Source organism: Azotobacter chroococcum (genome assembly GCF_002220155.1).
Lineage (GTDB): Bacteria > Pseudomonadota > Gammaproteobacteria > Pseudomonadales > Pseudomonadaceae > Azotobacter > Azotobacter chroococcum.
This window is the reverse complement of record NZ_CP011835.1, coordinates 4,384,889-4,397,860: the sequence shown is the minus strand read 5'-3', so window position 1 is coordinate 4,397,860 and position 12,972 is coordinate 4,384,889. Positions and strand designations below refer to the sequence as shown.

The 12,972-nt window shown below is 69.1% G+C and carries 14 protein-coding genes and 2 pseudogenes; 12 read left to right on the top strand and 4 right to left on the bottom strand.

Annotation, left to right across the window (positions count from 1 at the left end):
- Nucleotides 1–18: 18 nt before the first annotated feature.
- From rsxC to ACG10_RS20505, 11 genes are all read left to right on the top strand, one after another.
- Nucleotides 19–1,509 carry an electron transport complex subunit RsxC gene (rsxC, locus tag ACG10_RS20555; RefSeq protein ID WP_089169632.1) on the top strand — a complete coding sequence of 497 codons (1,491 nt, stop codon included), beginning with the start codon at nt 19–21 and terminating at the stop codon, nt 1,507–1,509.
- Complete coding sequence (locus ACG10_RS20550) at nt 1,506–2,606, top strand: RnfABCDGE type electron transport complex subunit D (RefSeq protein WP_089169631.1); 1,101 nt, start codon at nt 1,506–1,508, stop codon at nt 2,604–2,606. The genes rsxC and ACG10_RS20550 overlap by 4 nt, the downstream gene beginning before the upstream one ends.
- Nucleotides 2,603–3,292 (top strand): electron transport complex subunit RsxG, encoded by a 690-nt coding sequence (gene rsxG, locus ACG10_RS20545; RefSeq protein WP_089169630.1) that lies wholly within the window; start codon nt 2,603–2,605, stop codon nt 3,290–3,292. The genes ACG10_RS20550 and rsxG overlap by 4 nt, the downstream gene beginning before the upstream one ends.
- A 13-nt stretch (nt 3,293–3,305) precedes the next feature.
- The gene (locus tag ACG10_RS20540; RefSeq protein WP_089169629.1) at nt 3,306–4,025 is read left to right on the top strand and encodes an electron transport complex subunit E; all 720 of its coding nucleotides are present in this window, start codon (nt 3,306–3,308) and stop codon (nt 4,023–4,025) included.
- Nucleotides 4,026–4,047: 22 nt separating this feature from the next.
- Nucleotides 4,048–4,311, top strand: coding sequence for an RnfH family protein (locus ACG10_RS20535; protein WP_089169628.1), 264 nt, complete (start codon nt 4,048–4,050; stop codon nt 4,309–4,311).
- A gap of 24 nt (nt 4,312–4,335) precedes the next feature.
- Nucleotides 4,336–5,067 carry a dinitrogenase iron-molybdenum cofactor biosynthesis protein gene (locus tag ACG10_RS20530; protein ID WP_089169627.1) on the top strand — a complete coding sequence of 244 codons (732 nt, stop codon included), beginning with the start codon at nt 4,336–4,338 and terminating at the stop codon, nt 5,065–5,067.
- Nucleotides 5,064–5,459, top strand: coding sequence for a NifB/NifX family molybdenum-iron cluster-binding protein (locus tag ACG10_RS20525; protein ID WP_039806959.1), 396 nt, complete (start codon nt 5,064–5,066; stop codon nt 5,457–5,459). Before ACG10_RS20530 ends, ACG10_RS20525 begins: the two co-directional genes overlap by 4 nt.
- Before the next feature lie 472 nt (nt 5,460–5,931).
- Entirely contained in the window at nt 5,932–6,720 is a 789-nt protein-coding gene (gene modA / locus ACG10_RS20520) for a molybdate ABC transporter substrate-binding protein (protein WP_089169626.1), read from the top strand.
- Entirely contained in the window at nt 6,717–7,412 is a 696-nt protein-coding gene (locus ACG10_RS20515; protein WP_089169625.1) for a molybdate ABC transporter permease subunit, read from the top strand. Before modA ends, ACG10_RS20515 begins: the two co-directional genes overlap by 4 nt.
- A 63-nt stretch (nt 7,413–7,475) precedes the next feature.
- A complete protein-coding gene (locus ACG10_RS20510; protein ID WP_089169624.1) occupies nt 7,476–9,725 on the top strand; it encodes a TonB-dependent receptor in 2,250 nt (749 codons plus the stop codon).
- A 17-nt stretch (nt 9,726–9,742) separates the two neighbouring features.
- Nucleotides 9,743–10,636, top strand: coding sequence for a tungsten ABC transporter permease (locus ACG10_RS20505; protein ID WP_089169623.1), 894 nt, complete (start codon nt 9,743–9,745; stop codon nt 10,634–10,636).
- Here the strand turns inward: ACG10_RS20505 and ACG10_RS24575 are convergent.
- The 4 genes and pseudogenes from ACG10_RS24575 to ACG10_RS20495 all read right to left on the bottom strand — a co-directional run bounded on the left by ACG10_RS24575 (nt 10,590) and on the right by ACG10_RS20495 (nt 11,930).
- Nucleotides 10,590–10,862 carry a hypothetical protein gene (locus tag ACG10_RS24575; RefSeq protein WP_232487151.1) on the bottom strand — a complete coding sequence of 91 codons (273 nt, stop codon included), beginning with the start codon at nt 10,860–10,862 and terminating at the stop codon, nt 10,590–10,592. The two genes, ACG10_RS20505 and ACG10_RS24575, sit on opposite strands and share 47 nt — an antisense overlap.
- 189 nt (nt 10,863–11,051) lie before the next feature.
- Nucleotides 11,052–11,126, bottom strand: a pseudogene (locus ACG10_RS24570) (ATP-binding cassette domain-containing protein); the annotation flags it as partial.
- Nucleotides 11,127–11,229: 103 nt separating this feature from the next.
- Nucleotides 11,230–11,478: pseudogene (locus tag ACG10_RS24565) on the bottom strand (ATP-binding cassette domain-containing protein); the annotation flags it as partial.
- Between the two features lie 23 nt (nt 11,479–11,501).
- Entirely contained in the window at nt 11,502–11,930 is a 429-nt protein-coding gene (locus ACG10_RS20495) for a TOBE domain-containing protein (RefSeq protein ID WP_039806947.1), read from the bottom strand.
- Nucleotides 11,931–12,134: 204 nt separating this feature from the next.
- Here ACG10_RS20495 and ACG10_RS20490 point away from each other — a divergent pair, with 204 nt between their 5' ends.
- Complete coding sequence (locus ACG10_RS20490) at nt 12,135–12,947, top strand: TOBE domain-containing protein (protein ID WP_039806945.1); 813 nt, start codon at nt 12,135–12,137, stop codon at nt 12,945–12,947.
- Nucleotides 12,948–12,972 lie beyond the last annotated feature (25 nt).

Genomic DNA, 12,972 nt, shown 5'->3' with positions numbered 1-12,972 from the left:
CGATTACGGAGCCTTCGCATGCACTTCAATCTTTCCAGTATCCGTGGCGGCGTCCATCCGGCCGCCCACAAGGATCTCTCGGCCGCGCTGCCCATCGGCAGCCTGCCGCTGCCACCGCGTCTCTACCTGCCGCTGCGCCAGCACGCCGGCGCCGAAGCCCTGCCGATGGTCAAGGTCGGCGACACGGTGCTCAAGGGCCAGTTGCTGGCCTTCCCGCCGACGGAAGTCTCCGCCCCGGTGCACGCGCCCACCTCGGGACGCATCGTCGCCATCGGGCCGATTGCCGCGCCGCACCCGTCCGGGCTGACCACCACCGGCATCACCCTGGAAAGCGACGGTGAGGATCGCTGGATCGATCTGGCGGTGTCCGGCGATCCGTTCGCCGAGGACCCGCTGGTGCTCGCCGACCGCGTCGCCCAGGCCGGCATCGTCGGTCTTGGCGGGGCGATCTTCCCGGCGGCGGTCAAGCTCAAGCAGGGCACCCGCCACGAGATCAAGACCGTGGTGGTCAACGGCAGCGAGTGCGAACCCTACCTGACCTGCGACGACCGCATCATGCGCGAGCGCGCCGCGGAAATCGTCGACGGCGCCCGGCTGATCCAGCACATCCTGCGCGCCTACAGCGTGGTCATCGCCATCGAGGACAACAAGCCCGAGGCCCTGGCCGCGATGCGTGCCGCCGCCGAGCACTTCGGCGCCATCGAGGTGCTGGCGGTGCCGGCGCTCTATCCCATGGGTTCGGCCAAGCAGCTGATCCAGGCGGTCACCGGCCGCGAAGTGCCGGCCGGCGGGCGCAGTACCGACGTCGGCGTGCTGGTGCACAACGCCGGTACCGTGTACGCCATCCAGCAGGCGCTGCGTTATGGCCGCCCGCTGATCTCGCGGGTGGTCACCGTGTCCGGCGCCTGCGTGAAGACCCCGCAGAACCTCGACGTGCTGATCGGCACCCCGGTGCAGTCGCTCATCGACGCCTGCGGCGGCCTGACCGGCACCCCCCAGCAGATGCTGCTCGGCGGGCCGATGATGGGCGCAGTGCTGCCCTCCACCCAGGTGCCGGTGATCAAGGGCGCCACCGGCCTGCTGGCGCTGGCCCAGCACGAGCTGCCGAACAAGGACCCGGCGCCCTGCATCCGCTGCGCCAGCTGCGTGGACGCCTGCCCGATGGGTCTGACCCCGCTGGACATGGCCCTCTACGCCCGCGCCGACGACTACGACGGCGCCAACGAATACGGCCTGCGCGACTGCATCCTCTGCGGCTGCTGCTCCTACGTCTGCCCTTCGCACATTCCTCTGGTGCAGTACTTCCAGTACGCCAAGGGCCAGCAGGACGAACGTCGCAGCGCCTCCCGCAAGAGCGACTACATCAAGCGCCAGACCGAGGCCCGCGCCGCGCGTCTGGCAGAAGAAGAGGCCGCCAAGGCCGCCGCCAAGGCCGCCAAGGAAGCCGCCAAGGCAGCCAAGGCCGCCAAGACCAAGGCCGCCAAGCCGAGCAATGAGGTAGAGTCATGAGTACCATCAGCGTCGCGGCGGGGCCATTCGCCCACGACCGCTCCTCGGTCAACCGCATCATGCTGGACGTGTGTCTGGCGCTCACGCCGGCCACCCTGTTCGGCCTGGTGATGTTCGGTTGGCCGGCCATCAACCTGTGGCTGGTCACCTGCGCCAGCGCGTTGGCCACCGAGGCGGCCTGCCTGCACCTGCTCGGCCAGCCCATGCGCCGTCTGCTCGATGGCTCGGCCCTGCTCACCGGCTGGCTGCTGGCGATCTCCCTGCCGCCGTGGGCGCCCTGGTGGATCGGCGTCGGCGGCAGCCTGTTCGCCGTCGGCATCGGCAAGCAGCTGTACGGCGGCATCGGCCAGAACCCCTTCAACCCGGCCATGCTGGCGCGCGTCGCCCTGCTGATCGCCTTCCCGCTGCAGATGACCACCTGGGCGCTGCCGCATCCGCTGTTCTCGAGCTCGGCTCCGGGCTTCATCGACAGCCTGGCGATCACCTTCGCCGGCGCTCCGCTGGCCGATGGCATGGTCGGCGCCACCGCGCTGGGCAACCTGAAGACCGAACTGACCCTCAACCGCACCGCCCAGGACATCCTTGGCGAAAGCTTCAACGTGATCTCCGCGCTGTTCGGCAGCACGCCCGGCAGCCTCGGCGAGACCTCGGAGCTGCTGCTGCTGGTCGGCGGCGTCTGGCTGGTGCTGCGCCGGATCATCCACTGGGAAATCCCGGTCGCCATGCTGGCGAGCGTGTTCGCGATGGCGAGCATCGCCTACCTGATCAATCCGGATCGCTATGCCGGCGGGCTCTATCACCTGACCTCCGGCGGCCTGATCCTGTGCGCCTTCTTCATCGCCACCGACCCGGTGACCTCGCCGATCAGCCGCGTCGGCCGGCTGATCTTCGGCGTCGGCTGCGGCGTGCTGATCTACGTGATCCGCACCTGGGGCAGCTTCCCCGAAGCGGCCGCCTTCGCGGTGCTCTTCATGAACGCGCTGACCCCGCTGATCGACCGTTACTGGCGGCCGCGCGCCTACGGCCGCAACGTCCGGGGCAAGCCGCTGGTCGCGGCCAAGTGGACCAGCCAGGTTAAAGAGGTGGACAAGGTATGAACGATACGACGATGACTCCGGCCGAGGAGGCCGCCGCGTCCGGCGAGGCGGTCGCAGGCAAGCCCACGCTCCTCGAGCGCCTGGAAAAGTGGCGCCCGATGGTGGCCTACCAGGGCCTGTCGCTGGGGCTGATCTGCGCCGTGGTGGCCCTGCTCCTGCTGATCGGCAACGCCATGACCCAGGGCACCATCGCCGACCAGCAGATGGCTGACCGGCTGGCCACGCTGCGCGAGGTGCTGCCCCAGTCGCTGTACGACAACAACCCGCTGGCCGACGGCTTCAAGGTGCAGGATGCGGAACTCGGCGAAGTCGAGGTGTTCCCGGCGCGCCTGCAGGGCAAGCTCACCGCGGTGGTCTTCCAGGGCAGCAACATCGGCTACGGCGGTCCCATCAGCCAGATGATGGCCGTCGATGCCCAGGGCAAGATTCTCGGCGTTCGGGTGCTGGCCCACAAGGAAACCCCCGGCCTGGCCGACAAGATCGAGGCCTCGCGCAGCGACTGGATCAAGGTCTTCGACGGCCTGTCGCTGGACAACACCGTGCTGGACAAGTGGAAGGTGAAGAAGGATGGCGGCCAGTTCGACCAGTTCGCCGGCGCCACCATCACCCCGCGTGCCGTGGTCAAGACCGTGCTGCAGGGCCTGCAGTTCCAGACCCGGCATGCCGGGCAGCTGAAAGCCGAGTAAGAGGAGCCCAACCATGAGTGAATGTGCAGCATCCGCCGCCGGCGCACCTGAAAAGAAGAAAGTGCCGTGGCACTATTTCACCTCGGCCCTGTGGGATTACAACGTCGCCCTGGTGCAGATGCTCGCGCTCTGCCCGGCGCTGGCAGTGACCACCACCGCCACCAACGGCCTGGGCATGGGCCTGGCCACCACCCTGGTGCTGATCCTGACCAACGGGCTCATCTCCTCGATGCGCCACACCATCTCCCCCGAGGTGCGCAACCCGGTGATGATCGGCGTGATCGCCGGCGTGGTGACCCTGATCGACATGGCGATGAACGCCTGGATGCACGAGCTGTACAAGGTGCTCGGCCTGTTCATCGCGCTGATCGTGACCAACTGCGCGGTGCTTGGTCGTGCCGAATCCTTCAGTACCAAGAACCCGGTGCTGCCCTCGATTCTCGACGGCGCCGGCATGGGCCTCGGCTTCACCGCCGTGCTGGTGGTGATCGGCGGCATCCGCGAGATCCTCGGCAGCGGCACCCTGTTCTCCCAGGCGTCCTCGCTGCTCGGCCCGTACTTCAAGTGGATGGAAATCACCGTGATCCCCGACTTCCAGGGCATCCTGCTGGCCATCCTGCCGCCGGGCGCCTTCATCGTGCTGGGCTTCCTGCTGGCCGCCAAGCGGGTGATCGACCGCAAGCGCGCCGAACGCCGGCAGCAGACCCACGGCGAACTGATCGTCCTGCAGTAACCGGCCGAGGAGTGATAGCGAAATGAGAGTTTCAGTGGTATACGCAGATCCGGCCAAGCCCCTTCAGCTCAGCTGCAAGGTCGAGGACGGCTGCAGCGTGGAGCAGGCGATCGAGCAGTCCGGCGTACTGCGCTGCTGCCCGGACATCGACCTGAAGAAGCAGAAGGTCGGGGTATTCGGCAAGTTCGTTAAGTTGGACAGTCCGCTCAAGGATGGCGACCGCGTCGAGATCTACCAGCGCATCACGAAGGTGGACGAAGACGATGACGACGATGATGACGATTGAGTTCAGTCGCCCAGGAGGCCGCTTATGGTAACCCCCGTGAACATGAGTCGCGAAACCGCGCTGCGCATCGCCCTGGCTGCCAGGGCTCTGCCCGGTACCACGGTCGGCCAGTTGCTGGAGATCCTGCACCAGCAGATCGACGGTCCGCTGACCGAGGAGAGCCTGCAGGGCGTGAGCGTCACCGACCTGAAGATCGGCCTGGCCGGCTCCGAGGAGGATGTCGACATGCTCGACACTCCGATGACGGCGCTGAAGGATGCGGTGCGCATCCTCTGGGGCGAGGCCGAGGTCGACAGCCTGCCCCACCCGGTGAAGCTGGAGCGCATGCCGGAAGGCTCGATCCGCGTGGCCATCGCCTCCAACAACGGCGAGCAGCTGGACGGGCACTTCGGTTCCTGCCTGCGCTTTCTCGTCTATCAGGTGAGCGCCAGGGAGGCCGCGCTGATCGACATCCGCTCCACCCTGGACGTGGCGCTGGCCGAGGACAAGAACGCCTGGCGCGTCGAGCAGATCCAGGACTGCCAGGTGCTCTACGTGGTGTCCATCGGCGGACCGGCGGCGGCCAAGGTGGTCCGCGCCGGCATCCATCCGCTGAAGAAGCCCAAGGGCTGCGCGGCGCAGGAGGCGGTTGCCGAGCTGCAGTCGGTCATGGCCGGCTCGCCGCCGCCGTGGCTGGCCAAGCTGGTCGGCGTCGGCGCCGAGGAGCGCGTGCGCTTCGCCGTGTCCGACGAGGATGAGGAGGCGGCCAGGGCATGAGCGAAGAGCGCCGACTGATTGCCGTGGCGGTCGACCGCCAGGGCCGCGTGGCCGACCATGCCGGGCGTGCCCAGCGCTGGGAGGTGTTCGACGTCTGGCCGGGCCAGGCGCCGGTGAACATCTATGCCATCGAGCTGGCGGAGAAGGCTGTCCTGCACCACTGGCACGTCACCGAGTACCCCGAGCGCCATCCGCTGCATGTCGTGGACCTGGCCATCGCCGCGACCGCCGGCGAGGGCGTCATCCGCCGCCTCGGCGAGCGCGGGGTGAGCCTGCTCACCACCGGCGAGAGCGACCCGGAACTGGCGGTCAAGGCCTTCCTGGCCGGCGACTTGCCGCCCGGCAAGCCCCACGACGAGCACTCCTGCGGCGGGGAAGGGCACCAGCACTAACGCCTGTCGCCCACTGCGCGCCGTCGAGCCGGCCTGGCCGGCGGCGCGCGGGTTTCCTCCTCTTCCCGGGCCGGGGGAGGGGAACCGCCCGGCTTTCCCTCGCCTCGGGCGTCCTCTTTTTTCCGCTTCCCGCTTCGCCTGACCTGGCGGGCCGCCGAGCGCCGCTCGCCGCCTGTGCGTCAAGCGCTGCCGCCTTATCTCCCCTTGCCGTCCTTCTGCCTGTGACCGACGCGTCCGACGCCTGGCCTGGACGGCTTGCGCTCGCCTGTCGAGTTCCCAACATTTTATTTATATTTATTGTTATACATATAACAATTTTCGCTTTCCGAGCGAAAGCTGGCGGTGTGTCGACTCTTTTTATATATAAATAATTGATTTTAAATATTTTATATTTATGGTTGTGGTGGCTATCCAATGGCATGCCGTGTGCTTTGTATTTCTATGTATATAGAAAAGCAGGAGCCATGACAGCATGAATCTGTCCACCCTTCTCGCGCGGGCCGCTGGCCGCGCACTTCGTCGCCGTGCGCGCGGCCTTCGCCTCTGGCTGGCGCTCGCCGGCCTGTCCGCTGTCAGCGCCCTGCCGGCCTCTGCCGCCGAGTCGCTGACCATCGCCGCCGGCGCCGGCTACAAGCGTCCGGTCAGCGAGCTGGCGGCGGCCTTCGAGCGCCACAGCGGCATCCGCATCGAGCCGTTCTTCGGGCACATGGGCCAGGTGCTGGCGCAGGCCCGGCAGAGCGACAGGGTGGCGGTGGTGTTCGGCGATCAGACCTTCCTCGAGAACGCCGGGCAGCCCGCCTTCGCCCGCTACCTGCCGGCCGGTCGGGGCCGCCTGGTGCTGGCCTGGCCGAGCGGCCGGACGCTGGCGAAAGCGGAGGACCTCGTCGATCCGAAATTCGCCCGCATCGCCCTGCCGGACCAGCGTCAGGCGGTCTACGGCAAGGCCGCCAGCCAGTTCCTCGCGCGCAGCGCGCTGGCGAAGACGCTCGAGGACCGGCTGCTCATGGTGGCCAACGTGCCGCAGGTGTCGGCCTATCTGGTCAGCGGCGAGGTGGATGCCGGCTTCATCAATCTCACCGACGCGCTCGGCGTGCGCGAGCGCATCGGCGGTTTCCTCGAGATCGACCCGGCTCTCTATGACGAGGTGCGCATCGTCGCCGGCGTCGTCGAGGGACGCGAGAGCCCGCCCGGCGTCGAGGCGCTGGCCGCATACCTCGCCAGCCCCGAAGCCCAGGCCATCCTGACCCGGCACGGGCTGTGAGCGAGACTTTCCGGCTGCTGGCGGCTGTGCTCGGCGAGCCGGCCGTCGTCGACGCCCTGCGGCTGACCGCCGAGGTGGCGCTGGCCACGCTCGCGCTGCACCTGCTGCTCGGCCTGGCGCTGGGCTATGTCCTGGCGCGCCCGGGCTGGGTCGGCCGCGGCCTGCTCGATGCGCTGGTGAGCCTGCCGCTGGTGTTCCCGCCGGTCGCCACCGGCTTCCTGCTGCTGATGCTGCTCGGCCGCCGCGGCCCGCTCGGCGCCTGGCTGGGCGAGACCTGGGGCGTGGAGGTGGTGTTCTCCTTCTGGGGCGTGCTGATCGCCTCGCTGATCGCCGGCCTGCCGCTGGTGGTCAAGCCGGTGCAGTCGGCGCTGGAAAGCCTCTCGGCGCGGCTCGGCGAGGCGGCCCGGGTGCTCGGCAAGGGCGAGCCGGAGATCTTCCTGCGCGTGCTGCTGCCGAACATCCGCGGGTCGCTGGCCGCCGGCCTGGTGCTCGGCCTCGGGCGCTCGCTCGGCGAGGTCGGCATCACCCTGATGCTCGGTGGCAACGTCTCCGGGCGCACCACTACGGTGTCGCTGGAGATCTTCAACGCGGTCGGCGGCGGCGAGTTCGAGCGCGCCGCCGTGCTTTCGCTGCTGCTCGGCCTGGTTTCCCTCGCGCTGTTCGCCGTGCTGCGCCGGCTGGGAGCCCTGTAGCGCTCCCCGGCCTCTCCATTCCCAGGGTTTTTTCGATTTTCGTACTACCAGAGAAAGACTCCCATGAAGCAGTTTCCCGTTCATGCGCCGCCGGCCGGCTGGCGCCCCGCGTTCCCCCGCTGCTGCGCCGCCCTGCTGTCGGCGCTGGCCTGTACCGGCGTGCCGGCCGAAGAGGCGCTGTCGCCGATCCTGGTGACCGGCGAGGCGGACGAGTCGCAGGCGCCCTGGTTCGATTCGGACCCCGACTCGCCGTCGACGGTATACCGGGTCGGCCGCGAAGGCATCGAGCTGTTCGGCGGCAAGGGCGGCAGCAATCCCTATTCGATGATTTCCCGGCTGCCGGCCGTGCAGGTGCACGGTACCGACGCCTGGGGGCTGGTCAACCAGCAGGGCGGCAACAAGGGCCTGCGGGTGCGCGGGGAGATGGCCACCCACGGCGCCAACGGCACCGTCGAGGGCATGCCGCTCAATGGTCCGGGACCGGGGCCGGGCTATCTTTTCCTGCTCGATGCCGAGAACATCGCCGGCGTCTCGCTCGCCCAGGGCCCGGTGGCGCCTGACCGCTTCTCCCTCTACGACAGCTCCGGCCAGCTCGACACGCGCATCCTCTGGCCCAAGGCCGAGGCGGGCGGCATGGTGTCCCTCGGCGTGGGCGAGGAGGACTTCCGCCGCCGCTTCGTGCGCCTCGACAGCGGCCGGCTGGCCAGCGACACCGCGCTGTTCGTCTCGGCCTCCAGGACCGGCGCCGACAAGTGGCGCGGCAGCGGGCAGTCGCCCAAGCGCCGCGACACCTTCGCCATGGGCCTGACCCAGGGGCTCGGTGCGCTGGACATGAAGTTCTTCGCCGCCCACAACGAGATGGCCGCGGACAACTACAAGGGCCTGAGCTACGAGCAGTCGAAGGACCAGTCGCTCTACGACGAGATCGACTACGACGAAAGCCCCACCGGCAAGGGCGCCGCGGCGCTGGCCAACTGGCAGGGCTACAACCGCCAGGCGTTCAAGACCACTGCGGCCTTCGCCGAGTTCGACTATGCGCTGGGCGCCGACACCCACCTGGTGTTCAAGCCCTTCTACAGCAAGGAGGACGGCGAGTACCTGTATGCCAGCGGCAACGTCGTGCGCAAGTGGCGGATCGACCAGAAGACCTACGGGGCGATCGCCGAGCTGCACACCAGGCTGGCCGGCACCGGGCTGACCTTCGGCTACGGCTGGGTGTCCAGCGAGCCGCCGGCGCCGGCGACGCGCTGGAAGGACTACACGCCGAACGCCGCCGGCGGCCTGACCTTCTCCAGATGGAGCATGCTGGCCGACGTCGACCACCGTCACGATCTGCACAACCTGTTCGCCGTCGCCGAGCGTGATTTCGGCGCCCTCAACGTCAAGGCCGGGGTGCGCTACGTACGCGACGTGCTGCCCTCGATCAAGTACTACGACCCTGCGGGAGTCGGCGATCTGTCCTACGAGGACGCCCTCGACCGGTCGCGGGGCGAGGTGGCGTCGCGCAGCGTCGACAGCAGCACCATCGAGGAATGGGCACCCTACCTGGCGCTGCGCTACCGGCTGAGCCCGATGATCGAGCTGCGCGCCTCGGCCGGACGCAACCTGGGCACGCCGGCCTTCGACTCCTTCCATTCGCCGGTGGTCTCCGGCGTGTCCAAGCAGCAGCTGTGGAGCGACAGCGAGATGGAGGTCGCCGATGGCATCGACCTCGCCGTGCGCTTCAATTTCGCCCGCGGCTATCTCGAGCCGCTGCTCTTCTACACCCGCTACAGGAACAAGGGCGTTTCGCTCTACGACCCCGAGTACAAGGCCTCCTACACCCAGAACATCGCCGATGCGCGGCGCTTCGGCCTGGTGCTGGCCGGCGGCTGGGAGGCGCTGCCCGGGCTGAACCTGTTCGGCAACCTGAGCTGGATCCGCGCCGAGTTCGAGGACGACCTGCAGACCGGCGCGAACACCACCCTGGAGACCGAGGGCGAGCAACTGCCCGACGTGCCCCGGCGCATGGCCACCCTCGGCGCCGCCTGGACCCATGGCCGCTTCACCCTGTCGCCGGTGCTGCACTACATGGGCCGGCGCTACGCCAACGTCGAGCACACCCAGACCATGGCCGCCTACAGCGTGACCAACCTCGACCTCGCCTACCGCGTGCCGGTCAGCCGGGGCCGGCTGCAGGCGAACCTGGCGGTGATCAACCTGTTCGACAAGCGCTACATCGGCTTCAACAACGCCAACGAGACCAACAACGGCAGCAGCTTCTTCCCGGGCGTGCCGCGCACGCTGATGGCCAAGCTCGCCTACGAGTTCTGAGCAGAGGAGAGAAGATCATGCAGTTGAGGAACCTGAGGGGGCTGGCCCGCTGCGCGCCCCTGGCGCTCGGCCTGCTGCTGGCGCTGGTGCCGGGCGCGCGGGCCGGGGAGCCGCTGCGCCTGGCGATGGTCGGCGGCATCCAGCTGAGCGGCGTCGGCGAGCGGCTGCGGGCGCGCCTGGAAGCGGCCACCGGCGTTCGCCTGGAGCTGGTCGCGGTGGCGAACAAGGAGGCCATAGTGCCGCGCTTCGTGCGCGGCGAGGCCGAGCTGCTGCTGATCCACGGCGGCAGCGAGACCTTCGCCCTGCAGGCCGCGGGGCTGGGCGGCCGCATGCAGGTGTGGGGCTTCAACGAGCACGTGCTGGTCGGTCCCGCCGAGGACCTGGCCGGGGTGCGCGGCGCGGCGGACGGCACCGAGGCCTTGCGGCGCATCGCCGCGGCGCGCGCGCCCTTCGTCGCCTTCCGCGATGCCGGCAGCCACGAGATCGTCCAGCGCCTGTGGAAGCAGGCCGGCATCCGCCCGGCGGCGGACTGGGTGCTGCCCGACGAGGGCGAGCGGCCGCAGGAAATCCTCGCCCAGGCCGCCCGGCAGCGGGCCTACGTGGTGGTCGGCGGGATTCCGGCGGCCTTCGGCAAGCTGCACGGCGAGGGCCTGGAGATCCTCCTGCGCGGCGACCGGCGGATGCGCCGGGCCTATGTGGCGCTGGAGCCGGGGCCGGCCCATCCGGCTTCCGCCGCGGCGCGCGAAGGCGCCCGGCGGGTGGTCGACTACCTGGTCTCGCCGGCCGGGCAGGCCGATCTGGCCGCCGCCGACGCCGAGGCCGGCGGCCCCTGGATCTACGGGCTGGCGGAGGCGCCGCCGGCGCTCAGCGCAGGCCGTGGAGCGGCGTCGCCAGCCAGTCCCCGGCACTGACCAGCACGCTGTCGCCCGGCTCCAGCCCGGCGCGCTCCGCCGCGCGGGCCAGGCAGGTGCGGCCCTCGGCCTCGATGCGGTAGAGCGGGCTGCCGTCGGCGGCAGCGATGCGCTCGACCACCCGGCCGGCGAGGGTCAGGCGCTGCTCGGCATCGGCAGGGCCGCCGGCGCCGAACAGCCGCGCCGGCGGCGCATCGGCGGCGACCCGGCCGGCCTCCAGCAGCACCGCGCGTTCGCACAGGCGCAGGGCCTCGCCCGGATCGTGGGTGACCAGCAGCAGGGTGGTGCGCTGGCGCTCGCGCAGGGCGGCCAGGGCGTCCTGCAGGTCGCGGCGCAGGGCGCCGTCGAGGGCCGAGAGCGGCTCGTCGAGCAGCAGCAGCTCCGGCTCCGCGGCCAGGGCGCGGGCCAGCGCCAGGCGCTGCTGCTGGCCGCCGGACAGGCGTGCCGGCCGCTCGTTGGCAAGGCCGGCGAGGCCGACCCGCTCGAGCAGCTCGTCGGCGCGCCGGGCGGTCGATGCCGCAGGCGCTGTCCAGCCAGATCCGCCCGAAGGCGGCGATGTAGCCGCCGTCGGCCGGCTGCAGGCCGGCGAGCAGGCGCAGCAGGCTGGTCTTGCCGCTGCCGGAGGGGCCGAGCAGGGCGAGGCTTTCGCCGCGGGCGATGTCCAGTTCGATGTCGAGTTCGAGGGGGCCGCTGGCCGAGGTCAGGCGCTTGCGCAGGTGGAAGTGCAGGCGCTCCGGCGGTGCCGGATGGCTGGAGCGCGGACGGCGAAGGAAGTTCGGAAGCGTGAAGAGGGGCGTGGCGGAGGCTCGTGACGAGGCGTGCCCGTTGCAAGCACGCCCCATGCCATCCGTGGAGGAGTCGTCCGTCAGGCCGGAACGCCGAGGATCACGTTGGAGGCCTTGATCACCGCGCTGGCGCTGGCGCCCGGCTTCAGGCCCAGCTCGGCCACGGCTTCCTTGGTGACCATGGAGGTGATCTCGGTGCCGCCCGGCAGGGCCAGGGTGACTTCGGCGTTGACCGCGCCGGTCTCGATGCTCTTGACGGTGCCGGTCAGGATGTTGCGGGCGGACAGGCGATAGCCGCTGCTGTCGGTCATCAGCAGGACCCAGGGCGCCTTGATCACGGCGACCACCGGCTTGCCGGCGGCCAGCTCCAGGGACCTGGCGCTTTCCAGGGTCACCACGGCAGCGAGCTTGTCGCCGCCGCCCAGGACGATGTCCACCTCGGCGTTGACCGAGCCTTCCTTCAGGGCGCTGACGGTACCGTTGAAGACGTTGCGGGCGCTGATTTTCATGCTGTGTTCCTCATCCGATTGTCTGCAGGGTTTGGCACAACCGCTATATCATGTGCAACATAAATTGTCGTGAACATGACAACTCATGTGGAGCGGGAGTATAGACAAGTCCATTATAGGCACGGAACAATAGCGAAATGCCGTTTGGCATGTGAATTGCCTTATATAAACTCATGTAGATAGATAAGTTACAGGCCGCAAACGATGACTGCCACCCGCTTTCTTGCCCGCATGTCCCTGGACACCGATGTCGGTACCGCCCTGTCCGATACCCGCATCCGCCTGCTCGAGCAGATCGAGCGCGAGGGCTCGATCAACCGGGCCGCCAAGGCCGTGCCGCTTTCCTACAAGGCGGCCTGGGATGCCATCGACACCATGAACAACCTCGCCCCCGAGCCCCTGGTGGTGCGGGTCGCCGGCGGCCGCCAGGGGGGGGGCACCCAGCTCACCGAATACGGCCGGCGAATCATCGCCATGTACCGTGCCCTGGAGATCGAGTACCAGCACGCCCTCGACCGCCTCTCCGAGCGCCTCAACGAGGTGACCGGCGGCGACATCCAGGCCTTCCAGCGCCTCATGCACTCGATGAGCCTGAAGACCAGCGCGCGCAACCAGTTCGCCGGCACCATCACCGGCCTGCGCGTCGGTGGCGTCGACTACGAGGTGCGCATCCGCCTGGATGCCGAGAACGAGATCGCCGCGATCATCACCAAGGCCAGCGCGGAAAACCTCGAGCTGGCCATGGGCAAGGAGGTCTTCGCGCTGGTCAAGTCCTCGTCGGTGATGCTCACCACCGAGCGCTCGCTCAAGCTCACCGCGCGCAACCAGCTGTGGGGCGAGGTCGTCGAGATCCACGAGGGGCCGGTGAACAGCGAGGTGACCCTGGCGCTGCCGTCCGGGCGCAGCGTGACCTGCGTGGTCACCGCCGACAGCTGCGAGGCGCTCGGCCTGGCCCCGGGGGTGGAGGCCTGCGCCTTCTTCAAGTCGTCCAGCGTGATCCTCGCCGTCTACGACTGAGCCGTTTCCCTGTTCCGTTTCCTTC